The sequence below is a fragment of the Streptomyces sp. NPDC050549 genome (assembly GCF_040655035.1).
In the GTDB taxonomy this organism is placed as follows: domain Bacteria; phylum Actinomycetota; class Actinomycetes; order Streptomycetales; family Streptomycetaceae; genus Streptomyces.
The window spans coordinates 347,778-370,578 of sequence record NZ_JBFAJD010000002.1 but is presented as its reverse complement, the minus strand read 5'-3'; the positions used below and the strand labels follow the sequence as shown (position 1 = coordinate 370,578).

Sequence of the window (22,801 nt, the reverse complement as noted above, 5' to 3'; positions counted from 1 at the left end):
AGTCCTGCAGCTCGCGCACCGCCCCATCAACACGCCGGCTGCCGGTGAAGTGCAGTTCGAGGCGCGCTGGATCTGGCGCGCACATTAGGCTCCGCCAACTTCAGAGGCCCTACAGGGAGCGGCGGATGCGACGGTGGCGCGACTTGATCATCGATACCTGGGGAGCGCTGTCCTACAAGCCGGCGTTCCGACAGGCCGCGGACCGCCGCCCCGGACGGCTCCCCGGCCATGCCGGCGCATCCTGGGTGCCGGAAGCCGACCTCCGTCGCCTTGCCGCGTACACAGTGCTCGCCGCGTACGACACGAACCAGGCAGCCGCGCTGCTCGGCGATGATGGCGCGGACCGGCGCGAGTACGGGGACCCGGCGCTCATCGTCGACCAGACGCTGACGCACCTGCTCGGTGAGACCCAGCAGATCGTCGTCGCAGGAGCAGAAGAGGCCGAGCAGGCAGCGCAGGACGCGGAGACCCTGCTGCGGGACTGGGCGGACTCCGAGCACTTCTGGATGCGGATGCAGTACGCGGAGCGCAACGCAGTCCTGCTCGGAGACTCCGTGTACCTCCTCGCGTGGTCGAGGGAGAAGGGGCGACCGGTGATCAAGACCATCGACCCCGGCTTCTACTTCCCCGTACTTCCGGACGGCGCGATCGACGCCGACGAGTATCCCGCACGCATCCACCTCGCCTGGGAGACCCCGGCCGACCCGGCGACGGGGAGCAAAGGCACGCTGCGTCGCGTCACCTACGAACTCGGCCTGATTGGCGAAGGCGAGCCGGTGACGCGCACGTACCCGTGGTCGGCGCGACCCAGCGCACTCACCTGCCATCTGACCGACGCAGAGTGGGACTTGGACCAGGTGGACCGGACGGGCGACATCGACTCCCTGTCGCTGAAAAGGGCACGGTTTCATACGAACGCGGACGGAGACATCCTCAACCACCTGGACCTGCAACTGGACTTCATCCCGATCATCCACGTACCGAACACCATCAACGGCGCCGAACACTTCGGCCAGTCCAGCCTGATGAAGGCCGCCCAACTCATCGACGACCTCGGTGCGGCCGACACCGACAGCCAGCGCGCCTCGGCCACCACCGGCTCGCCGATCATCGGCCTGTCCGGCGCCCGCCTGCCCGTAGACCGCAAGTCCGGCCAGCCGCTCCCGGTGCAGGTCGAGCCGGGCATGGTCTGGCCTCTCGGCGACAGCGGTCAGCTCACCACCGTGGACACGTCCACCCAACTCGCCGAACTCCGCTCGTACGTCGACACGTTGCGCGATCGCCTGTCGGTGGTGACCCGCCTGCCGGCCAGCGTCCTGGGCACCATGGAAGTCTCCCAGGCTCCCTCCGGGTACGCGATCCAGCTCAGCTTCGGCCCGCTGGACGCCATGGTCCGCTCCATGCGGCTGGCCCGCGTGGCGAAGTATCCGCTGCTGCTGAAGATGGTGTTGCGCCTGTACCAGGCCGGCGGGGTGCTCCCGCCAGGCCAGCAGCCGCAGGCGTCCATCGCTCTCGGCTCCTACTTGCCCGCTGACCGGGCGGGCATCCTCGACCTGGTGACCCAGGGCGTCGCGGCCGGTGTGCTGTCACTGGAGACGGGCGTACGGATGCTCGTCGACGCGGGCTTCCCTATCGATGACGCAGCGCTGGAGGTGGAACGTATTCAGAGTCGTACTCCAACAGGGGCCCAGCAAGGCCAGGTTGAAGACGAAGACGCGGATGACGAGGCAGCGTAGATACGGGGAATCTTCCCGCTGGTACGTGTGGGCAGGAACAGGACGGGTCTGGTTAGACTGCGCGCCGACGCGGGGGCGTCTGGGCGAGGAGCCCGCCGATGACCACACACCCCAAATCCGCCGAGCGGCCACCGCTGCCGCTCGCACCGCTCGGGTTCCGCCGTGACGGCCGCCCGATCCTGCCGATCCTCGGCGCCTCCTCCGGCGATCCCGGTGACCCGCCGACGGGCGATCCGGCCCCGACGGGTGACGTCGGAAACGCGACGGTGACCATCCCCCAGGAGGAGTTGTCCCGCCGCTTCGCCCGGGAGAAGGACCAGGGCCGCCGTGCGGGCGTACGCGACCTCCTCGGCAACCTCGGCTTCGACTCCGCGAAGGCCCTGACCGACTTCATCGACTCCCAGCGCCAGGCCGCGCAGGAGCGCAGAGACGCCGAACAGGCCCAACTGTCCGAAGTCGAGCGCCGCGAGCAGACCGCCGCCGAACGCGAACGGCAGGCCGAACAACGCGAGTCGGCTGCCGCGGCCCGCGAACGGGACGCCGTCCGCAGGGCACTCCTCGTCGGCCTCGGTGCTACCGGCAACGACCTGGACGACGCCGTCCTCCTGCTCAGCCGAGCCGCAGACCTCGACGCCGACACCGCCGCCCTCACCCAGGCCGCAGAGGACCTGAAGCAGCGCCGCCCCGAACTCTTCGGCCAGCAGCAGCCCCCGCCACCTCCGCCGGCCCCGCCCTCGGGTAGCCCGTCCGGCGGCATCCCGCCGCGCTCCGGCGGAACTCCATCGCGCCCCGGCTCGCTCGGCTTGGACATCGCCCGCCGCCGCGGCCACCTCAACAACACCTGACGCTCGCCCCGCAGGGACCGCGCCCCACCACCCACTCGCGGACGACGGCACCGCCCGGTGACCGTACGGACTCGCCGCTCACCCGGCCTGCCCGAAGGAACCCGGCGTGGATCTCCAGCCGATCACCTACTCCGAGTCCACCACCGCCGACCGCCCCTGGCTCGCCTCCCGGCACGGACTCGACACCCCGCTCACCGTCACCCTCGACGTCGCCAAGTTCACCAGCGGCACGCACTACAGGCCCAGCATCCTCCTCCAGCCGCGCAACACCTTCCTCGCCGGCATCCCGCTCGGCCGTATCACCGCCACCGGCCTCTACGGACCGTGGGACGAGGCCGCCAACGACGGCCGCGCCACGTTCACCGGCGTCCTGCTCGCCGAGGTCCCCTTCGCTCCGAACAGCACTCGCGCCGGGGCGACCCTGCTGTGGCACGGCGTCATTGCGGCCGCCCACATCCCCGGCGGCCTCAACCCGGCGGACATCGCCCAGTCGACCGCGCAGATCCACTTCATCTGAGGAGCCGCACCGACCATGCTCGACACCCTGCTGCGCGACATCGATGCCGCCGACATCAACGCCTTCGCCCGCACCATGACCACCCCAGCCGACTACGAGCTGACCCGCACGGTCATGCCCGAACGCCGCCTGAACTCCGTCAAGTTCCGCATCAGGAGCAGCAAGCGCCGCGTGAACGCTGCGAAGTTCCGCGCGTACGACGCCCAGACCGCCGTAGCCCGCCGCCAGGCCGAGAAGATCATCACCGAGGGCATGCTCCCGCCGCTCGGCCAGAAGCTGCTGATCGGTGAACTCGAACAGATCCTCCTCGACACCTCCCGCGGCGCCGACGCCACGGAGTTCGTCGAGCTGCTCTACGACGACGTCGAGCGTCACGTCGAGTCGATCCACAACCGCATGGAACTGGCCGCCGGCGACCTCCTCACCGACGGGATCTTCACCCTCAACGGCGAGAACGGCCTCCATCTGGAAGCCGACTTCGGCGTCCCCGCCGCCAACATGCCCACGGCCGCCAAGCCCTGGTCCGACCCGACCAGCGACCCCCTCGCCGACGAACTCCGATGGATCGAGTACCTCCGCTCCATCGGCGCCCCGCTCCCCACCCGCGTCATCACCTCGTACAAGGCCCGCGCGACCCTCGCCGCGAACAACGCCTACCGCGCGGCGTACTACGGCAGCGTCAACGGCTCCACCACCCCCACCGCGGTCCTCGCCCCGAACGAAGTCGAGGTCGTCCGCGCCCGCTACAACCTCCCGCCGATCACCGTCTACGACGTCCAGATCTCCGTCGACGACACCTACCAGCGTGTCATCCCCGAGGACCGCTGGATCCTCCTCCCGCCGAACCCGCAGTCGTGGGCGGAGACCCAGTACGGCATCACGGCGGAGTCCTTGGTCCTGTCCTCCGGCACGAACCCGGCTATCACCCGCGAGGAGGCCCCAGGCATCGTCATCACCCAGGGCTACCAGGACGACCCGGTCCAGGTCTGGACGAAGGGTGCTGCGGTCGCCATGCCCATCCTGTACGTCCCCGACATCCACATCACGGCGAAGGTCCTCTGATGCCCGCGGCCCGCACCCTCGCCGCGGCGGTCTTCGTCACCGACCCGGCAACGCACGAGACCCTGCTCCTCCAGCCGGGCACGGAGATCACTAACCCGGCGATCGCCGACCAGATCACCCACCCCGACGCCTGGGCCCAGGAACCGCCTCGCCAGCCCCGCCGCACCAAGGCCGAGACACCGTGACCCTCACCGACGCCGAATACGCCTACCTCCGCTCCGAACTGGGCGAAGCCGAACGCACTGATCTGGACACCCGCTACCAGCGTCTCGGCTCACTCCAGGCCGTGGCCACCGAGGTCCTCCGTGAGCGCAAGGCAGCACTGATCTCCGACCCTCTGGCCGTCACAGTCCAAGGGGTCGCCACCGTCAACAATGCCGAGAACGTCAAGGCACTTGAGCGTCAGATTGCGACCATCGAGGGGGACGGCTCAGCGGAAGTCGACCATCTCGCCCCGGTTCCTCTGCAGCGACGACAAGCCCGATGATCTACGCGGCGGTCTGAGTGCTGGTCCGCTTGAAGACCTGGAGACCGTGCCAGATGACGAAGTCCGCGGAGACGGCTGGCCTCCCGGGCCGGGGCGTGGCGAGGGGACGGCCGTGGAGGGTATCTATGGCCTGCCCTGCCGGACTGCGGGCTACGTACAGTTGAGATACCTGAATATCCAAGCTGGCCGTCAGACCGAGTACTCCGAGGTCGAAGAGCGTGTGGTGGAGCGCGCACAGTGCCAGCCCGTTGTTCACCTCGTCCGGCCCGTCCTGGCTGTGCCATCGGACATGGGCGGCTTCGAGCCCGACCGGGTTACGGCCCAGCGCCCCGTCGTACCCGCACATCGCGCAGGCGAAGGCGTACGCCTGCAGAACCTCCTCAGCGAAGCCGTCTCGGCGTGCCCGCTTCTTCTTCACGACCAGCTGGTACGCCGCCTCCTCGACGGAGGTCAGATCGAGACCGGCAGCCGCGCAGATGGGTCCTTCGAGAGCGGGCGTAAAGTGCTGGTCGAGTAGAAGGCGGGCTGCGCTTGCGAGAGTGGCGGGGTCGGCCAGTAGGTGCTCGATACGCGGGTGGAGCCGACCGTGAGCGCCCTGTTTGCGGAGCCAGCTCCCACGCTCGGGGGCATCTGGCTCGATGGGCTCGCCGTCGTTGCCCCGCAGGTCCCACAGATCGCGTTCCAGGTGCACGAACGGCATCGCGGCCCGTTCCCGCGCCCTCGACCGGCTCAGCACCGCAGGCCCGAAGTCGTTGATCAGGCGGCTGACCGACTCTTCGGCCTCGTCGTACGTAACCGTGGTGCTGCCGGAAGCGGTGTACCGCCCGAGCAACCACAGCAGGAGCAGCGGCTTATGAGGAGCCCGGCGGTTGCCTATCTGCGCACGACGCACCGAGCCAAGCAGGCTCAGTAGCTCGTCGACCGTCATGGCGCCACTTTGTCATGAGCGCCGCCGACAATGCGCCCGCCATCGCCAGCACCAGCACCAGCACCAGCAATTACCGGACCAACCCAGTCCAGGTCTGGACGATGGGCACCTCGATTGCGATGCCGGTCCTGTACGTCGCGGACGTTCGTTACCACGAAGGCCCTCAGCAGCTACTGGCACTCGCTCATCGGTGGCGTTCCAGAACTCGCCGACTTGCGCAATTGGTGGGCGTCGTACCATCAGGAGTCGGCAGTTCGTCCGGCTGAAGACTGCCCCGATAGAGGTGTGATGACCGCCCCGGTCGCTGTTTCCGGAGCCGATCAGCGGATGTTGTGCGCGATTTTGCTCAACCCGCCCCTGCGTCCCGCAGCGGACACGATCTCGCACCGCAATCTGCTTGCCGCGCTGCCACTGATCGGCTGCACCGAGCTGAGACTGGCCAATCTGATCGATCTCCCGTCCAAGGACCAGACGCAGCTGACCAGGCTCGTCGTGACGGAGCAGGACCTCGAAAGGTCCCGTCAGCAGCTGTCCGAGGCGATCGAGGGGGCTGATGAGGTTCTGTTCGCCTGGGGTACCGGGAGGATCACCGGTGTTGTGGGAAGACTCCTCAAGGAGCAGGCTGCATGGGTGCGTACGCACGTGGACGCCCGTGGTCTACGAAAGGTCTGGATGGTCGCTGGCACGCCGAGACATCCGTCGCGGTGGCGGCAGTTCGTCGGCCCGGAGAAGCAGCGTGTCGAGGGCAGTTCATTCGAAGAGCGGCTGGCCAAAGTGCTGACCAGTCATGAATCGAGCGCGCTCCCGTAGCAACTGCTATCTCGCCTGTCATTGGTGACTGGACAGAGAGCCGTGCGCTCGGCGACCGCGGGTCCAAGATCCTAGGCCGCCGAGCGCATCGTCTGGGCTATTCGTCCTCGAAGCCGTACTGCTCGAACTTCAGGGTGCGGGCATTTTCGGTGACGACTCGTACCTTGTCGTCCGAGTAGCCGTCCTTGCTGTGCGCCTCGATCTCCAGGCGGATACGTACCTCGGCCCCTGGAGCGGACCGCAGGTGCGGAAGGATCTCCTCGACGAACTTCGCGAAGTCACGACCGCTGCGCTCTGCATCCACTGGATATGACCCGAAGAAACGGATGTTCCGGATCGGATCCGGCTCTGGAGCAGGCGGAGTCGTTTGCCTCGTAGAGACGTCGGCGGGGCTGCCTCCACTGAACGTGTCGGCGTCATCGGCTATCGACGAATCGCTGGCTGCCCGCGCAGCGGCCTCACGTTCCGCTGTTCTACGAGCCGCCTCGGCCAGATCTCTTTCCCGCTGCTCGTTCGCCTGCTCGGGCTTGACGAGCAAAGTGGCGTCGGTTGGCAGACCGAAGGAATCCTGCATGGGCAGAGAGAGACCGACGTAGGTGCCGCTTGCTTCGTCGTATCCCTCGGCGAGCGCGAATCCCTCGGCTTCCCAGGTGATTCCCTCCGACAGGACGGACAGCACAGCCTGTTCAAGTACGGACCGGTCCCGAAGGCGCATCAAGTAGGGGTGCTTGCGGTAGTAGTTCCACAGTGCACCGAGCGAGACGTGCCCGGACTCCCAGACCGGCCGCAAGTGGGAGTTGAGATCCAGCCGGATGTTGAGCGCACCGAACACCGTGGTGAACTGCCCTGCGCTCACCAGCACCTTGGAAGCCCGTACGGCGAGCCTGTCTTCGCTGCCTTCACAGCGGATCGGACTGAGTACGTACTCCTTGTCGCCCTGTGGTTGCTTCGGCACGATCAGCCAGGTGTACGTACCCGCGATCCTCAGGTTGACCGTCTCGTCCGCCTGGGCGCAACGGCTCTCGGCGAGGCCGGCCTGCTGGGCTGTGAGGTTCAGTCCGGCTTCCCCTCGTTGCGCGTACGCGTCCTTCCATGCAAGGTAATCGCGTACGGCGTCTTCAAGCTCCTCGAGGCGCCGATCATCAGGAGCGAGAAACGCCAGCTGGTTAACGTTCACCCGCGTGGCAGTGCCGCGCTGCTTGAGGCACTTCTTGACGAACTCCAGTGCCTTGGTGTCCTTTTCCCCCTTGCTGTGGAAGAACTTGGGGTGCAGCAGGACCAGCCGGGCCTCTTCCAGGTCCGGCACGTCAGCGGTGCCGTCCGGGGCAGTGTGAACCCGAGCGAAGTCCCCGGAGGGCTGCCTCTGGGTCCGGTTGAGGCGGTCGGCGATCTCCGCCCAGACTTCCTCGGGACGGTCGCGCAGCGCCTCTGCAGCATCCTGAACATGGCGCGTGATGGACGCCTGGGTGCTGTAGTAGTAGCGCCCGCTTTCCGGGTAGAAGAACGTGGTGCGCTGACTGAGCAAGTCGAGCGCGGAGCCGAAATTCCCGATCGTGTCGCCGGGTACGGCCGTACCCAGCCACACGTATTGGCGGTCGATGCCCTTGTGATCGCTACGCAGGGTGGGCGCCGAGCCGAAGTACACCGTGCGGGCAAGCCGGCGGGTGAGCCGCCGCTGGCCGAAGGTGGTGCGCTCCTCGTCGATCCGGACGGGGACGGACCCTTCTCCGTCGACGTCAGTGGAGATGATGACCTTCCACTCGTCGTCGAGGTACTGGTTGAGCTCGCTGACGACCTTCGCATCCTGGAGCGGGATCGAGCCGGGCATGATGAGGGGCCCTGGGTCGTTCGCTGCCCACAGCGCGTGGACGACGGTGCTCATCATGCGCAGCACACCGCGGGTGCGCTGGAACCGTTCCAAGGTCGACCAGTCCTTGTAGAGGCGGTCGAAGAGCTCGGGGTGTATCGGGTAGGCAGCCTTGATCCGGTCCTCGTACGCCGGCTCGGAGCATTCGCGGGGGAACTCGCCCTGCTTCGAGCGGTAGAACTCGACGAACTGCCTTGCCACAGCGGCGATTTCAACTTTGCCGTCGGCGTCGGGCGCTTCGAAGAGTCGACGTCGGACGATCTCGAAGGACTCCTGGGCGGTGGCTGGCTGCCATGGGTCGGCCACGCGCCGCACGACATTCTGCAGCCGTTTGAGGGCGGCCTGACCATGCAGACCACCGATCTCCAGATCACTGGCGCCGGTCGAATCTGCGTCGCTGCCGTCCGCCTTGTGTGATGCCGGAATAGAGACGACTAGAAGTGCGCCGGGGACCGCCTTGACCGATTCGGTCAGGGTCTGCGCGAACGTGAACTGGCTGTCGAAGGTGCCAGCGGGCAAGTCATCCTTGCCATACAACTCACGCGCATAGGCGACCCATTCGTCGATGAGGATGAGGCAGGGGCCGTAGTCGGCGATCAACTCCTGCAGCGCCCGGCCGGGGTTGGTGCCGGCTTCGTCGTCCTCCGCGATTCGGTCGTACGCTTCCCGGCCGCCGAGTTGCCAGGCGAGCTCGCCCCAGAGCGTGTTGACGTGGGTGCCGTCGTCCTTGAGGTCTCCCTTGGCCGGCCTGATCCGATTGCCGACAAGCGTGACTCGCTTCACTTGACCTACGGAGTCCCAGGCGACACCGGAGTCCGCGATCAAGTCGTGGAGTTCCTGCGGGAAATCGGCGAGCGGGGTTCCGGAGGCCAGGTGGTACAACGCCAGCATCGAGTGGGTCTTCCCCCCACCGAAGTTGGTCTGGAGGTTGATGACGGGGCTGGCGTTGGAGTCACCGGAGAGCCGTCGAGCTGCCCGGGTGAGGAGGTCACGCAGTCCTTCGGTGAGGTAGGTGCGCTCGAAGAACCGGACGGGGTCGGTGTATTCCTCGCTGCCCTCGTTACGCTTCACGCCGTCCAGGTCGGCGGCGAACTCTGCGGAGGCGTAGTTTCCGGAGGCCACATCGCGGTGCGGGCGGATGATCTCGCGCCAGGGCTTGATGCTCTGGCCCCTGACCAAGCCGGGGACACCCACCGCTGCACGAGCCGACTCCTTCACCGCCTCGCGGGTCTCGGTCTCGTACATGGCCCGCAGCAGGTTCTGCTTCTCCTTACGGGCAGCTGCTGCCCGCTCGGTGTCGCCGGCCGACGTCAGTAGCCGCTCGACCAAGTCGAGCACGTGCGCGGCATCTTCGGGGCTGTACCGCTCGTTGTGTGCCCACTTGTTGCGGTGATCGCGGAGGAGGGAGGCGATGGACTGCTCACCGCGGGAAAGCTTGTCCTTGAACCCGGCCCGCCACTCCTCGGTGATCACCTTGAGGAGTACAGCCGGGTCGGACTTGGTGTAGACCCGGTTCGTTCCGAACTTCTGGCTATCGCGGGCCTCGAGGACCTTGATCCAGTCGCCCCCGTCGGGCGTGGCGGCTGTCATGATCTCGTCGACGAAGGGCTCCAGTCCCTGCGCCAACAGTTCGAACCCGCGATTCACGCGGTCCCGGTTGCTGATTGCCATCGCCTGTCCTCGTCCCCGTCCTCTGTCCTTCTGGTGCTGATGTCTATGGTGCAACGGCCCGCAGCTGCTACTCCTCGTCGAACGTGAACCCGTCCTGAATCAGCTTCGGAGCCGAGGCCGCCTGCTTGCGTGCAGCAGCGGTCAGATCGGACCATGACTGGCCGAGGCCGTTAAAGAGGATCGCGTCTTGAGCCAGGCCACGCTTCTCGCAGATGGCGAAAAGTAGATACGCCAGCTCCTGGGCGACGTCCATGTCAACGCGGGTGCGGGCGGCTGCCATGAGGCGGGCTGCGGCGTCGCCGCCCTCCTCGTCCAAAGCTTTCGCGAGGTGCAGGACAACTTCCCAGAGGCTGATGCGCTCGTCGGTCTCTGGATGCCAGTCGGAGGGCAGCTCAGAGAAGGGCAGCAGTTTCGCCGTGCCAGCTACGGCTCGGAAGACACCGCCACGCTGGACCCCTTCGACGGAGGTGTTGCGGCCGCGGGCAAGGTTGTCGGCGTCGCCGAAGGAACCCTCGTTCCAGCCGAAGTTCTTGAACCACTGGACGCAAAATCGGGTGTCGGAATCGAAGTCGCCTTCTTGCTCTGACAGCACTTCGTCCAGGATCTGGTTGATGAGCATGAGCGCGGTCCTCACAGTCATCGGCTTGCCGTCGGACTCCAGGACCTGGGCGTACCGGGAGAAGACGGCCATGCCGGGGCCGATCGCAGCCTGGGCCAGGTCGACCGGAGCGATGGCGCCTTGCTGAAGCTCGTTGAGCTTCGCTGGCATTTCGTCCTTGAGTGCACCCAGGAAGGCACCGCGGGTAGTGATGCCGGCGTCGCTGAGGCGCGGGCGACAAGCGAGGACGATAGAAGAGGCCAGGGCGTTACTGTCGACATTACGCATCCGATTGCCCAGTTCTGTCCGCATTGGCCAGGTGCCCGTAATGGACCATCCCGAGCGAATCATTCCAGAGAGGAGGGTCTCCCATCCTGTGGACGCTTCTCCGAACGAATCAGTCTCGGCCTGCTTGAACGCGTAGAATACGGCGGTTGGGAAATTATCAGGAGATTCTCGGCGAATGTTTCTAAAAATTTCATTGAAGCCATTTTCGAAGAAAGTGTCGGCCTCCTTCTTTCCTTTGTGGCGAAGCGGGTCGGCTACAAGCTCTTCGGCCTTTGGAGTGAGCATTGTATTCAAGAGTGAGGGGAATTCACTCTGCAAGGATTTCCTGAGCCACACATAAAAGAAATCAGAGAGGTCCGCATAGGGCACGTTGTCGTAGTAGGGGGGGTCCGTGGAGACGAGAAGTCCAGAATAGCTGCGCTGAGTCGCGTCCGCTTGCTCGACCTTTCCAGGTTTTCCAGTTCCTAGGCGACTGAGTGCCTCTGCGACGGCTTCGAACGCCTTCCCTAGGCCGCCGGATGCATCGACAAATGGGTTGGCCTCGGAGAAGTCCCACACCATTGAAATCGCCTGCCGTGCAAATACATTTCGAGTCCCCTCCGTCTTGGTGCTGCTGTCCCAGCCGCTGATGGAGGTGAGTCGATCGGCGGCCTTGCTGACGGCTAGCGCCAGGTATGTGGAAATGCTTCCTGAATAGGATTCTGCGCTATTTCCGTCTACCTCCAGGTGATCTCCGTTGGGCAGTCCGAATTCTTTCGCATCCTTCGAGATTGAACTTTTGACGTCTTGGGCCAATGAGGTCAGGACGGCCATAACGGTAAGCTGGCGATTTGTGAAGAGATCGGCGTGGTGGGTCATGCCGTAGTTCGGTGGAGTCAGGTAACGCGGATTGTAAGGAATTTCTGTGTCAGGGACCTCCGTCGGACGCGGAACATTCGCAGCTCGTCCGTGCTCCTCGTTCGGTGGCAAGTAGATTCGCCGACGCTTTCCCTCCGCCGCGATGGCCATGAGTTGCTGGCCGATCCGACCCGCCTTGCCTTCCTCCCGCACATACGACAGGGGGACCGCATCTCCGCAACCGATACAGACCGCACCTGCCCGACCGACAGTGCCATCCGCCTCCTTCTTCGGGGCCTGCTTGACGTCGTGACTGATCTCGAAGATGACCTTGCCAGCAACGACGCTTGGGACGACGTATGCCTCCTTTCCCTTCTTCTTACCGAGCCACCATGACTTGACCAGCGGCATTCGAATCCCGCATGCAGGGCTGGGGCACTGCACGGTCCGGGCCCAAATCCAGGCGATGACGTCGGCTTTACTGCCGTCCTCTAGTTTGGCCTTCGGGTACAGGTGGCCAATCTGTGTCTCTGCCTCGTCCCGCATCCACTTGCCGTAGCGGCGGACGTCTTCCGCCAAGCCTGTGGCCCTCGGCCACATGCCCTCGGCTTGGCCACCCTGGGAGAGTTTTTCCTGTGCTGCACCTGGGAATACTGGCGGCTGGCCCGCCCACTTCGGTGGGATCTCGATCAGGGCTTTGTTGATGAGTACTGGCACGGGATTGAGGTCTGAGGCATGGGCTTCCAGACCCAGCCGCTGAGCCTCTAGCGGGATGGAGCCGCCACCTGCGAATGGGTCGAGGATGGGCGGTGGATTGCCGTCAGTGGACTTGAGGATCTCCTCGTGGGCTTCCCGCAACAGTGCCTCATCCGAGGTGTTCTGCCAGGCGACCAGGCGCTCGATGAGGCGGAACAGCCGCTGTCGCTCGGCGGCGACCGCCTCTTCCGTCGGGAACTTGTCCGGGTGAGAGGAAGGGTCGTCCACGAGTTGGGCGAAGAGCACAGCTCGGCACGCGGCGAGCGGGCGACGCGCCCACCACAGGTGAAGCGTCGACGGGTGCCCGTGCCGGATGGACTTCTCCCGCGCGGATTCGCGGTTGATCGCTTCCAGCGGCAGCGCGACCTCGATCAGTTTGCGCTTGGGCGTGGTCGTCATGCGGGGCGCTCTTCTCTTCGGGCCGGGCGGGTGATGCGGGGGCTGGAGTCCTAGTACAGAACGGTCAGCTCAGTCGTCCAGTATGGACCGAGCTGCTGACCGGGATCTCTCCTTCTGCCGATCCCGCTCCCACATCAGGGGTGAGAGGGATCAGGTCAGTGGGGGTGTGCGCCCTGCTCCCACATGCGCTTCCAGTGGAAGACGAACTTGGTCACATTGAAGTCATTCGTACTCGTCTCGCGGAACGGCTGGGTCAGATACCGCACCTCGTCGGACTCCGGCCCGTCGGGGGAGACCGACACCAGGGCGAGGCGGTAGTGATCGCCGACGTTCTTGGCGTGCAGCACCTCGTTACGGGTGATCGTGAAGTCTTGAGCTCCGGCGATCCGGCCCTTGACCTCCAGGTGCAGCAGGCCGCTCCTGTCTGCAGTCCAGGACCGGAGGTCGAAGCCCTTGTTGTTGGGTGGCATCTCTTCGGTCTGGCGGCCGAGGCGCTGCTCGGCGTCTATCACGGCCATGACGGCTCGACGTTCGACGGCAGTTGTGTCTCGCACAGCAGCAGTGACCGCTGCAGAGTCAAGCCGTCGACCAAGTAGGCGATCGACAAGCCCCTGGGGCAGCACCAGTGCCCCGCCTGCTACGCGAGGCGGACGAGGCAGGAGGCGTTCGTCGAGATCCAGTTCGTGTAGCCGTCGCTTCAGCCGTTCCTCCAGGTCGCTCGCGCGGCGCAGCGCGGTCTCGGGGCGCAGCTTCAGTTTGCGTCCCTGGCTCTGCGCATCGAGGAGCTCGAGATGACGGGCGTACCAGAAGTCGATCTCTTGAGTGAGGCGCTGCCGTACCTGTTCACGGGTGCGCTGTACCTCAGGCACGACCCGGTCTCGTACGGACCGCAGATGTTCGTGGACCGCGTGGTCGGCAGCCCAGGCGATGGCTGTCTCCTCGAGCCCGTCGGCCAGCCAGGGCTGCCTGGCGAGCCGGGCGGCTTCCTCCGCCACTGGGTCTGCTTCGTCTTCCGCGGGAGGGTCGTAGTCCAGGTAGGGGGCGGGGCCAGCAGGGATCGCCGAACCGTCGGAGGTGAGCTCGACGAAGTCAAAGCGCTTGCTGACGACTCTCGACCGGGAACGTCCGTCGGTGATCTCCTGGGTGAGTGCGACGAGCAGGCGCGGGGTCTGGCCAGGGTCGGCGCGGTCGATGAGGGCGCTTCCGGCCTTGAGTACAGCTGCGTGTCGCTCGACAGTGACATCGACGAGCGTGTCCATCAATGGGTGGCCTGGGGCTAGCAGTGCCGCCTCCGCGCTGCCCCGTCGGCGGATCAGCTCCCGGTCAAAAACGATTCGCTCGTACCGACGCAGCACCGGGGCCGCCAGTCCATGCTGCGGTGAACGGTTCAGCAGGGCAGTCGGCACATTCGTAATCTCAAACCGGCCGGTCTCCCGCTTCGCCAGCCGACCGCCGAGTTCTGTGAATGCCGCCCGGAAGAATGCCTCGACATAGTGGGGCTGAAGCCGTCGGGCGCGAGCCTCTTCCAGCCGCAGCCGAGTCTCGGCCACCTCGGTTTCGCCCAGTAGATCGCTGTGAAGGGCCCGCTCCGCGAGCAGCTCGTCGAGTCCTTCGCCGACTGTGCTGTCAATGACCTCGTCCAGGCGGGCCCGAACTTCGGGCTGATCGCCATAGCGGACGGCTTCCATGAGTAGCTGGTGCAGTGGCTGCTCCTCGAAGGCTTCGCCGAGCACGTCGAAGATCTGTCCACGGTAGGCGCGACGCTGGTGTTCGATCTTGTCCAGGAGGCGTTGGAAGACGGCGCCCTCACGGGTGCCGGAGGCGACGAGATTCCACAGGTGACACACCTCGGTCTGGCCGATTCGGTGGATACGGCCGAAGCGCTGCTCGATCCGATTGGGGTTCCATGGCAGGTCGTAGTTGACCATCAGGTGGGCGCGCTGCAGGTTGAGGCCCTCGCCGGCGGCGTCCGTGGCCACGAGGACACGGACATCGCGCTCCTGGGTGAACAGCTCCTGGACCCGGCGGCGCTCCTCGCGCCGTACGCCTCCGTGAATCAGTTGGACCGCCTCGTTCTGGCCGAGCAGGCTGCGGATGCGCTCCACGAGATAGTTGAGGGTGTCCCGGTGCTCGGTGAAAATGATGATCTTGCGAGGATTGCCATCATGATCGCGGATCTCGTCCCGGTCTTGCAGCAGGGTACGCAGCTCGCTCCACTTGCGGTCGGTGCCGGAGAGCCGGACCTGTGAAGCTAGCCGGACCAGTTCACCGAGCTGGTTGATCTCGACCGTGAGCTCGGCGGCGGTCCGGGCAGCGGTGGCCGCGTCCAGAACCTCCTCTTCCAGTTCTTCGAGTTCGTTGCCATCCAGGTCGTCGAGACGTTCCTGCCAGTCGTCATCGCCGTTCATGGCGCTCAGACGACGGGTGAGCTCAGGGTCTTCCGATCGGGCGCGCCCGATGGGACCCGCCAGCATCTCTTGATGGCGACGGACCAGGCGTTCACGGCGCCGCTGCAGGGACCGGAGAATCGCCTCGGGGCTGGAAGCCAGACGGCGCTGGAGAACGGTGAGGGCGAAGCCGACGGTGTTCCCCCGGCGTCCATCGCCAGCCGCCCGGAGCCTGTCTGCGCGGTTCATCTCGTTACGGACGTACTGAGTGACAGCCTCGTACAACTCGTGCTCAGCAGGCGACAGTTCGTACGGAACGGTGTAGGCGCGGCGCTCGGGGAAGAGAGGCTTGCCCTCGAAGGTAAGCAGGTCCTCCTTGACCATACGACGCATCAGACCACCCGTGTCGAGCGTGTGGACTCCCTCGCGGTACTTGCCCTCGAAACGGTCCGAGTCGAGCAGGGCGAGGAAAAGTTGGAAGTCGTCTTCCTTGCCGGCATGCGGGGTCGCGGTCATGAGGAGGAGGTGACGGGCGATGCGGCCCAGCAGCTGCCCGAGCTGGTATCTCCGGGTGGTCTTGAGCTCGTTGCCGAACCAGCGTGCAGACATCCTGTGGGCCTCATCCACGACCACCAGGTCCCAGTCCGAATCGTGGAGCTGCTCCAGGAGCTCCTCTGATCGCGACAGCTGATCCATGCGGGCAATCAGCCGGGGGTGGTGCTCGAAGACGCTGCTGTCCGGAGTCGAGTCGACGAGGGAACGGGTGAGCAGCTCGAACCGCAGCCCGAACTTGTCGCGTAGTTCGTCTTGCCACTGCTCGACAAGCGAGCCGGGGGCGACGATCAGGCAGCGCTCCAGGTCACCGCGGAGCAGCAATTCCTTCACGTACAGCCCGGCCATGATGGTCTTGCCAGCGCCCGGGTCGTCTGCGAGCAGGAAACGCAGCGGGGTACGCGGCAGCAGCTCGCCGTAGACAGCGCGGATCTGGTGAGGCAGCGGCTCGAGGTCGGAGGTGGTGACGGCCAGCATGGGGTCGAAGAGCCCCGCCATGCGGAGCCGTAGGGCTTCGGCAGCTAGACGGAAGGCGGAGGGATCGCCTGTGAATCCGGTGCGGGCGGTAGGCGCGTGCAGGGTGAGGTTCGCCTCGTGTTCTCGGTACAGAAACACGCTGCCGAAGGTGCCGGAATCGTCTCGGTAGACGACCTCCATCGCGCTGCTGCCGCGCCAGTCCGCTCGTACCACGGTGACAGGGCCGGAAGCGCTGAGGCCGCTGATGCACGCTCCTGGAGTCAGCTCCTCCAGCTTTACCCCAACTGGATAGACGCCGGGGGCCGCAGGCTGTGGTCTGCCGTCGTCGACTCCGCCGATGGGCATGCCGCCTCCCTGCCATGTACGTACCGTGATCAACAGTAATCTCTACTGGATGGCGATGGCAGGGTGCTGCGGGAATTACGGACGCTGAGGCTACTCAGTCACGGATCTCTTCGACAGTGCAGCTCTGAACGCGGACGAGGTTCCAGCGATTACCGAACCGCTCCAGATCGCCCTGGACCAGCACTTCCTGCCCGTCCAAATGAGCTCGGCCCACTCGGTCGTAGTCGTCAGCGGCCAGCTCGACGTGGACCCTCATAGCGCGACTAGTGGGCTGGTCGTCTGGCCGACCCAAAAGAATCACCGAACCCGGCCCGGTGGTGGCTCCCCGCTCCATCTTGGTTACGAACCCCCGCACGGACACCCCCTGCCGCCCGAAGCGATCGCGAAGGTACTCCGCCCCAAGCTGTAGTTGCCCAATGAGGTCGGGTTGGAACCGGAGGATCCCCGAAGGCTGCTCCATCGGCAGGCTGCTCGCCCACGCGGCCCGTAGCTCGAAGGGCACCTTCCCATGGGAGGAGAGCTCAGCCAGCGCTTCACAGACGTTCGCCGATAGACCGCGTTCGGCATGCTCAGCGAAGACCGAAAGATCACCCGGGTTGATCACTGCATGTTCGGCTGCAGCATGCGCGGCAGCAGCACCTTCATAGAAAGCCGTGGAGACTCGCCGGGCGAGAGGAGTCCCGCCGTAGCGGCCCTGGGCATCGAGTGGCAGCTGCTCGGGCACTCCACTATTGAGCGGCACTTCAGCAGTCAGGATGTAGCTGCCTGGCTGGGCCAGCCCCAGAAGGACACGGCGGCTGAGGAACTCGTACACCTGATTCGGCTTACGGCCAGGCTCAACTGGCCGCGGCTGCTGGTTCTCTAGCCAGGTGGTGGCTCGGTACGTGGCACTGACGAACAGATCCCTCAGACTGGCCACAGCCCGGCTTCCTTCGGGAAGCCAAACCGTGCCCGAGGCGAGTCCCTCAGGCAGGAGCCGCACATAGTGCACATCCGTCTGGGCCTGCCCGATGTCTCGGAGGATCGATGATGGCTCTCGATCTTCGACGATGGCCAAGGTGTCGAACAGATAGCGCAACTGCCGTACGTAGTCGGCGAGGCGCGGGTCCTTGGGGAGCAGGACATCCATGACGCCGTCCGTCAACTGTGTCGCCCAGACCTCAGCGCGCTGCTGGTCATCGGTGAGATACCAGCCTTGTGCGTCTAGGTAGCGTCGGAGGAGCTCAGGGCTCAAGGACCGCAGAGCTTGCTCCGCTAGTTGTTTCTGCGTCATTGGACCGGCACCCCCTGCCCCTGCGTGCGCAGGCGATCCGCCAGAGCGAACATCTGCACTAGAGCATCTTTGCTGAGCAGGTTCTCACGCGGCACTGACACAACGACTGGTGAGTCCTTCTCCAGGTCGTGACGCTGCGGTTCGCCATGGAGGCACGTCCAGTAGGCGGCTTGATGCAGCGCCAACCGCTCATCCGATGCGTCCATCCAGGCGTCGGCATCATCAGGTACCAGGACGACCACCAAGAACGTGGGAAGCGCCCACTCAGATGCAGGCTTCGCAAGTTCGTTGTAGTACTTGCTCTTCATGCTGTGGGTGACAGTCGAGCGGCCTACCCGCGCTTTCCGGGTGCACTTCACTTGTACACCGATCATGGGGTTCTTCAGTCGCCCAAGCGGTCCAGGGTGCCCGACGAAGAAGTCCATCATGTAGTCGTCTTCTTGTAACTTCTGGGCGGTCATCCCGGCAGCTGTGACGACGGCCTGGAAGAACACCTCACCGTAGCGGCCCTGATGGACCTCGCGGTTCAATGCCATCCAGCGTCAGCCCCGCCCCATCATGGTCGCTATCCCCCGCGTTGAACCTGGTCCTGCGCGTGTATCTCCTCCACCGCGGAAAGCGGTGCTCACGCTTTTGCAGTGATCGTAGTAAACGATGTCCCAGACAGAAAGCCACAACGGAGAGAGACCAATGAGGCGTCCTGTACGACGGACGTGCTGTTGATGGCCGCCGGTCGCGATGGCCATTACGCCCTGCCACCCCCGCCCCGCAGGGATGACAGGACCAGGCGCCCGTACCGTGTGGTGAGGGCTGCGGCGGTGGCGGCGATCGACAGTGCGAGCGAGATGAGCAGGTGTGCTGTGGAGTGGTCGTCGAGGACTTGCAGGATGCTGAGGGCGGTGCCGAGTGGGAGGCCGAGGATGGTGAGGACGCCGAGGGCTCCGCTGATCTGTTGGCTGTCCTGGGTCTGTACGAGTCTGCTGTAGTCGGCTGCTTCGGCCAGGATTTCGTCGAATCGTGCTGGAAGCCGGTGCTGGTTCTGGAAGGCGAGCAGCAGGTCGTTGGCCGTGCCGTGTGCGGTGAGGTGCTGTCGCCAGTAAGTGCTGCGGAAGACGGCGATGTTGCGCTCCAGTGTGGCGACGGGGCGTGCCAGCCGTGAGGAGTTGAACACCTCGGAGAGTTCGTCGGTGAGTTCGTCGATGTGGTCGCGTTGGAGCGAGCCGAGGAGCAGTGCGTCGAGGTAGACGGTTCGCGAGTGCAGTGCGCCGAATTCGAAGAAGTCGCCCGCACCGGTGTCGGGCCGGTGGCCGAGGAAGGCGGCCCCTTGGCGCAGCACCAGGGCGCTCCAGTCCGCCGAGATTCTTACGACGTCCTTGAGCTGTTTTCCGGCGGTCTCTGGAGGCAGGGGGAAGTCCTCCGGTGTGGAGCGTGACGCCAGTTGCCACAGCCAGCGGTCCGCGGTGGCGGGCAGTGCTCCTTCGAGGCCGGCTCGGAGGGCGGGAGTGTGGCGCGCCGTGGGGGTCATGAAGGCGATGGTGTAGGGCTGGGCCATGGCGAACGGCGTGTCGGGGTCACGGACGTCAGCGATGCCTGCGAGAAGGCCGGCCGGGTCGAAGGGCCCGGTGAGCAGCTCGTCAGCGGGGCTCGGCGTGAGCAGGTCGTCGGCGGGGTTCGGCCGTCGCCCGGCCAGGGACCGCAGTATGGGCAGCAGTGGTCTTTCCACGCTCAAGTGCAGGACCGCGAGGGCGTGTTCGGGATTGCGAGCGGTGGCCGCACGGAGAAGCTCCATGCCCAGCAGGTGCAGCCCGTCGTGCTTGACGTCCAGCGGCAGGTGCCAGCGCCGCGGCCGTCCGGGTGCCCCGTACAGTGCGCGGGCGGAGGCGGGGGCGAAGTAGGTGGATCGTGTCTGGGCGTCGGTCCGGCGGTTTCCCAGCTCGAACGGGAAGGGACCTTCCGGCCAGCGGGGGACGCTCAGCAGCCGTACCGGCAGGACGATGGTCAGTTCCTGGCGTGACCCTGTGACGTTTTCGAGCACCGGAGGAGCTCCGTGGGTGGTCACCGGTAGAACTCGGCTGGGTCGGGCTGGTTGAGGCGGATGACGAACTCCGCCCGGTCGGGGCTTTCGGCGCTGAGGTGGAAGCGGACGCGTTCGCCCGTGCGGATGGTGCGGAACCCCTCGGTCACAATCTGCCGGTAGTCGAAGCTGTAGTACCGCTCGTCCTCGTCGTCCCGGACGACATAGGAGCCGAGCGCACCGCTCAGCCCGCCGCCACTCGGTCGCCTGTCGACAATGGTTCCGTGACGCGGCCCGCCGACGCTCATGCCGTTGCCTCCCGTGTCCCGGAGGTGTCGAGGTCCTGCACGCACCGGAAGCCGACTGCGTTGCTCCCGCCGCGCTTGCGGTAGATGCCCTTACTGCTGGTCTGCACCGCCCGCATCGGGTTGTCGTAGCTGCCGCCGCAGATGACGGCCTCGCCGGGATCGTCCAGGCTGGTGGATGTCCATTCCCAGCAGTTGCCCACCATGTCGAGGACGCCGAACGGGGAGCGGTTGCCCGGCCGTTCGTCGACGGGTGTCGCGCCGGCCCGCCGGACGGCGTCCCCTGCGAAGTCGCGGTACCACGCCTGATAGGTCACGACAGGTCGGCCGACCCAGGTGTCGGCGCAGTTGACGCGGGTGCTGTCGGGTGTGTCGCCCCAGGGAAAGAGGCGTCCGGCGGTGCCGCGTGCGGCGGCTTCCCATTCGAGGGAGGTCGGCAGCCGCTTGCCCTCGAAGGCGGCGAAGGCGTAGGCGCTCCACCAGTTGACGCAGATGGCAGGGTGGGCTTCGTAGCGCGGATTCTCGTAGTAGTCGTGCCGCCGCAGCCGGTCGGTCCAGGGGCGGTGTGTGACGTCGGCCGGCTGGTCGGGGTGGTCCCACTGCGAGGTGCCGTCCGCGTCGAGGGCGTCGAGGAAGCGGCGGTAGCGTGCGACGGTCACGGCGTGGCGGTCGAAGCGTACGGGACGCTCGACGCGGCGGAGCAGGAGCCGTTCGGCCGGACCGACCAGGTACGCCCCCGCGGGCAGCACGCAGTCGTCCGTCTCCTGGTCGCTGGGCATGCCGGCGAGGAAGGCGCGCACCTGCTCGGTGAGGAAGCCGCCGCCGGGAAGGTCCGCTGCCAGGTTCCGGTTCGCGGGCTCGGCGAGGAACCTGGCAGCCAGCAGTTCCTGGTATGCCGTGTGCACGAGGGCGACGTGATCGGGCCCGGCGGGCCGCAGCAGCGGAGCAAGCACGCAGGCATCGAGATCGAGGCGTCCGTCCTGGAATGCGTTGGCCCCCAGCTGCCGGTGTAGGTCGAGGAGGGAAAACACGGTGCGGTCGGTGAGGAAAGCGCGTCCGAACGTGGCGGGCAGGCGTTGCTCCAGGTCGGGCTGCCCACCCTCGGCCAGCGTCCGCGTGATGTGAGCGCCGAGGATGTCCGCGAGCGGCTTCCCCGCGGGGAGGTTGAGCGCTGTGGTGAGGCGCTTCTCGAGCGGGGTTTCCTCGGGTTCGGCCAGGCGTACGACGTGGAAGTGCGGCACGCGTGAGGGGTCGACGCCGTTCGCGTACATCTGCTCGACCAGCTGCTCGGAGCGGCCCGCGCCGCTGTCCAGCAGCTGACGGATCTGGGGCGAGTCCGCGAGGAACGACACGCGTGAACTCATGACCACCGCCGATTCGGCGGACAGCACGGCCGCGAGATCGGTGAACAGACGCAGGAAACCGGCAGGGCTTGGCTCCTCGACGCCCTCGTCCACGGCATCGAGCACGCACAGAGCGGTCCCGGAACGAATGAGATAGAGGAAGAGTTCGTAGGCGCGCGAGCGGTCCGACGCCATGGCCGGCGCGAGGAGGCGGGCCGCGTACTCGGAGAACGGTTCGTCCTTCGGCTTGAGACCGAGGTCGAAGTAGAAGCGGAAGCGGCGGATCTCCGGGTTGACGGCCAGCGAGCGCAGGAGGGTGCTCTTGCCGCTCCCCGGACGACCGGTGACCAGGACGTTCGCACTGCCGTGCGCCAGGCGTGTCAGGAGCCCCGCCGCGTCGGTGGACTGCTCCATCTTCGACTCGCCGGTGCGAGGATCGGTGGTCAGTGCCGCCGCGGCGACAGCGGCCCTCGGCTCGTCCGGGGTGGCGGCGGAGGTGAGATCGGCGAGGTGGGCGTCGAGATTGACGAGGGTGTCGACGAAGCCGTCGTAGCGCACGATGCGGAAGTCCAGCCCCAGCATGTGATGGAGCGCGCCGGGTCCCGCGCCGCCGTCGTTGTCCAGGACGACGAACCGGGTGAGCTTGGGCAGCCGAGTGCGCAACAGCTCTCCACCACTGGCGGCAAGGACCGTACTCAGGTCGTCGGCGTCCCTGGAGAGCATCAACTCCACGTACTCCAGCCGCATCCCCGACTCGCGGCAGAACAACTGGTAGACCGTGTCCGGGCTGAGGACGAACCGCTTCGCCTGCCGGTAGCCGAGGGTGACGTACAGCCCCGCAAGGAACTCGCAACGGCGCGCCACCTCGGGCACCACGTCGGGCTCACCGCCGAGAAGGGCCGCACTCCCGGTGTCGGTGAACCAGACCAGCACGTCCACGAGCCGGCGCACCGCCAGCAGCCCGTCCTCGTCACATATGTCGTACCCGTCGTGCGTGGACCGGTTGCGGAGCCGTCGAATGTCTTCGAGCGCATCCACAACCGTGCTGCTGCGGATGTACGGACGGCAGCGCTTGACCAAGTCGTTCAGAGCCTTCGTCGAAGGGTCGCCCTCGACTTCGTGGTGACGCCACAGCTCCTTGAGCAGCTTTTCGGTCAGCTTCCCGACCAGGGCGACCGCGTTCTCGGGATAGCCGTCGTTGAGGGACCGTAACGGCCGTTCCAGATCAAGCCCCAGCCGATCGGCGATCCGCGTGTGGTCATCGAGTTCGCTCCGCAGGCGCCGCAGCCGTTCATCGACCATGG

16 protein-coding genes are annotated in these 22,801 nt (G+C 66.0%); 7 read left to right on the top strand and 9 right to left on the bottom strand.

Annotated elements, in window-relative coordinates:
- The first annotated feature begins 125 nt into the window (after positions 1-125).
- From AB0I51_RS05795 to AB0I51_RS05770, 6 genes are all read left to right on the top strand, one after another.
- Entirely contained in the window at positions 126-1,736 is a 1,611-nt protein-coding gene (locus AB0I51_RS05795) for a hypothetical protein (RefSeq protein ID WP_362971795.1), read from the top strand.
- 98 nt (positions 1,737-1,834) lie between these two features.
- Positions 1,835-2,581 carry a hypothetical protein gene (locus AB0I51_RS05790; RefSeq protein WP_362971793.1) on the top strand — a complete coding sequence of 249 codons (747 nt, stop codon included), beginning with the start codon at positions 1,835-1,837 and terminating at the stop codon, positions 2,579-2,581.
- 106 nt (positions 2,582-2,687) lie between these two features.
- Positions 2,688-3,098 carry a head decoration protein gene (locus AB0I51_RS05785; protein ID WP_362971791.1) on the top strand — a complete coding sequence of 137 codons (411 nt, stop codon included), beginning with the start codon at positions 2,688-2,690 and terminating at the stop codon, positions 3,096-3,098.
- A gap of 15 nt (positions 3,099-3,113) precedes the next feature.
- The gene (locus tag AB0I51_RS05780) at positions 3,114-4,160 is read left to right on the top strand and encodes a major capsid protein (protein ID WP_362971789.1); all 1,047 of its coding nucleotides are present in this window, start codon (positions 3,114-3,116) and stop codon (positions 4,158-4,160) included.
- A complete protein-coding gene (locus AB0I51_RS05775; RefSeq protein WP_362971787.1) occupies positions 4,160-4,345 on the top strand; it encodes a hypothetical protein in 186 nt (61 codons plus the stop codon). The genes AB0I51_RS05780 and AB0I51_RS05775 overlap by 1 nt, the downstream gene beginning before the upstream one ends.
- Positions 4,342-4,647 carry a hypothetical protein gene (locus AB0I51_RS05770; protein WP_362971785.1) on the top strand — a complete coding sequence of 102 codons (306 nt, stop codon included), beginning with the start codon at positions 4,342-4,344 and terminating at the stop codon, positions 4,645-4,647. The genes AB0I51_RS05775 and AB0I51_RS05770 overlap by 4 nt, the downstream gene beginning before the upstream one ends.
- Before the next feature lies 1 nt (position 4,648).
- Here the strand turns inward: AB0I51_RS05770 and AB0I51_RS05765 are convergent, their stop codons facing one another.
- Positions 4,649-5,575, bottom strand: coding sequence for a phosphorothioated DNA-binding restriction endonuclease (locus AB0I51_RS05765; RefSeq protein WP_362971783.1), 927 nt, complete (start codon positions 5,573-5,575; stop codon positions 4,649-4,651).
- Between the two features lie 288 nt (positions 5,576-5,863).
- On the opposite strand from AB0I51_RS05765, the gene AB0I51_RS05760 reads away from it, so the two are divergent.
- The gene (locus AB0I51_RS05760; RefSeq protein ID WP_362971781.1) at positions 5,864-6,385 is read left to right on the top strand and encodes a DUF1643 domain-containing protein; all 522 of its coding nucleotides are present in this window, start codon (positions 5,864-5,866) and stop codon (positions 6,383-6,385) included.
- A gap of 97 nt (positions 6,386-6,482) precedes the next feature.
- On the opposite strand, the gene AB0I51_RS05755 is transcribed toward AB0I51_RS05760, so the two are convergent.
- The 8 genes from AB0I51_RS05755 to AB0I51_RS05720 form a co-directional block, all read right to left on the bottom strand.
- On the bottom strand, positions 6,483-9,923 hold the full coding sequence (locus AB0I51_RS05755; RefSeq protein WP_362971779.1) for a Swt1 family HEPN domain-containing protein: 3,441 nt from the start codon (positions 9,921-9,923) through the stop codon (positions 6,483-6,485).
- Between the two features lie 67 nt (positions 9,924-9,990).
- Complete coding sequence (locus AB0I51_RS05750) at positions 9,991-12,801, bottom strand: DUF1156 domain-containing protein (RefSeq protein ID WP_362971777.1); 2,811 nt, start codon at positions 12,799-12,801, stop codon at positions 9,991-9,993.
- A 155-nt stretch (positions 12,802-12,956) separates the two neighbouring features.
- The gene (locus AB0I51_RS05745) at positions 12,957-16,562 is read right to left on the bottom strand and encodes a helicase-related protein (RefSeq protein ID WP_362971775.1); all 3,606 of its coding nucleotides are present in this window, start codon (positions 16,560-16,562) and stop codon (positions 12,957-12,959) included.
- Positions 16,563-16,656: 94 nt separating this feature from the next.
- Positions 16,657-17,835 (bottom strand): hypothetical protein, encoded by a 1,179-nt coding sequence (locus AB0I51_RS05740; RefSeq protein ID WP_362971773.1) that lies wholly within the window; start codon positions 17,833-17,835, stop codon positions 16,657-16,659.
- Positions 17,832-18,371 (bottom strand): DUF4365 domain-containing protein, encoded by a 540-nt coding sequence (locus AB0I51_RS05735; protein WP_362971771.1) that lies wholly within the window; start codon positions 18,369-18,371, stop codon positions 17,832-17,834. Before AB0I51_RS05735 ends, AB0I51_RS05740 begins: the two co-directional genes overlap by 4 nt.
- Positions 18,372-18,580: 209 nt before the next feature.
- A complete protein-coding gene (locus AB0I51_RS05730) occupies positions 18,581-19,870 on the bottom strand; it encodes a hypothetical protein (protein ID WP_362971769.1) in 1,290 nt (429 codons plus the stop codon).
- Positions 19,871-19,890: 20 nt separating this feature from the next.
- Positions 19,891-20,157, bottom strand: coding sequence for a hypothetical protein (locus AB0I51_RS05725; RefSeq protein ID WP_362971767.1), 267 nt, complete (start codon positions 20,155-20,157; stop codon positions 19,891-19,893).
- Entirely contained in the window at positions 20,154-22,799 is a 2,646-nt protein-coding gene (locus AB0I51_RS05720) for an SUMF1/EgtB/PvdO family nonheme iron enzyme (RefSeq protein ID WP_362971904.1), read from the bottom strand. The genes AB0I51_RS05725 and AB0I51_RS05720 overlap by 4 nt, the downstream gene beginning before the upstream one ends.
- Positions 22,800-22,801 lie beyond the last annotated feature (2 nt).

Bases quoted from the DNA above. Each gene is read 5' to 3' on its own strand.
- AB0I51_RS05740 (WP_362971773.1), bottom strand. From the start codon at position 17,835: ATGACGCAGAAACAACTAGCGGAGCAAGCTCTGCGGTCCTTGAGCCCT.
- AB0I51_RS05725 (WP_362971767.1), bottom strand. From the start codon at position 20,157: ATGAGCGTCGGCGGGCCGCGTCACGGAACCATTGTCGACAGGCGACCG.
- AB0I51_RS05795 (WP_362971795.1), top strand. From the start codon at position 126: ATGCGACGGTGGCGCGACTTGATCATCGATACCTGGGGAGCGCTGTCC.
- AB0I51_RS05750 (WP_362971777.1), bottom strand. From the start codon at position 12,801: ATGACGACCACGCCCAAGCGCAAACTGATCGAGGTCGCGCTGCCGCTG.
- AB0I51_RS05755 (WP_362971779.1), bottom strand. From the start codon at position 9,923: ATGGCAATCAGCAACCGGGACCGCGTGAATCGCGGGTTCGAACTGTTG.
- AB0I51_RS05775 (WP_362971787.1), top strand. From the start codon at position 4,160: ATGCCCGCGGCCCGCACCCTCGCCGCGGCGGTCTTCGTCACCGACCCG.
- AB0I51_RS05720 (WP_362971904.1), bottom strand. From the start codon at position 22,799: ATGGTCGATGAACGGCTGCGGCGCCTGCGGAGCGAACTCGATGACCAC.
- AB0I51_RS05760 (WP_362971781.1), top strand. From the start codon at position 5,864: ATGACCGCCCCGGTCGCTGTTTCCGGAGCCGATCAGCGGATGTTGTGC.
- AB0I51_RS05735 (WP_362971771.1), bottom strand. From the start codon at position 18,371: ATGGCATTGAACCGCGAGGTCCATCAGGGCCGCTACGGTGAGGTGTTC.
- AB0I51_RS05765 (WP_362971783.1), bottom strand. From the start codon at position 5,575: ATGACGGTCGACGAGCTACTGAGCCTGCTTGGCTCGGTGCGTCGTGCG.
- AB0I51_RS05745 (WP_362971775.1), bottom strand. From the start codon at position 16,562: ATGCCCATCGGCGGAGTCGACGACGGCAGACCACAGCCTGCGGCCCCC.
- AB0I51_RS05790 (WP_362971793.1), top strand. From the start codon at position 1,835: ATGACCACACACCCCAAATCCGCCGAGCGGCCACCGCTGCCGCTCGCA.
- AB0I51_RS05780 (WP_362971789.1), top strand. From the start codon at position 3,114: ATGCTCGACACCCTGCTGCGCGACATCGATGCCGCCGACATCAACGCC.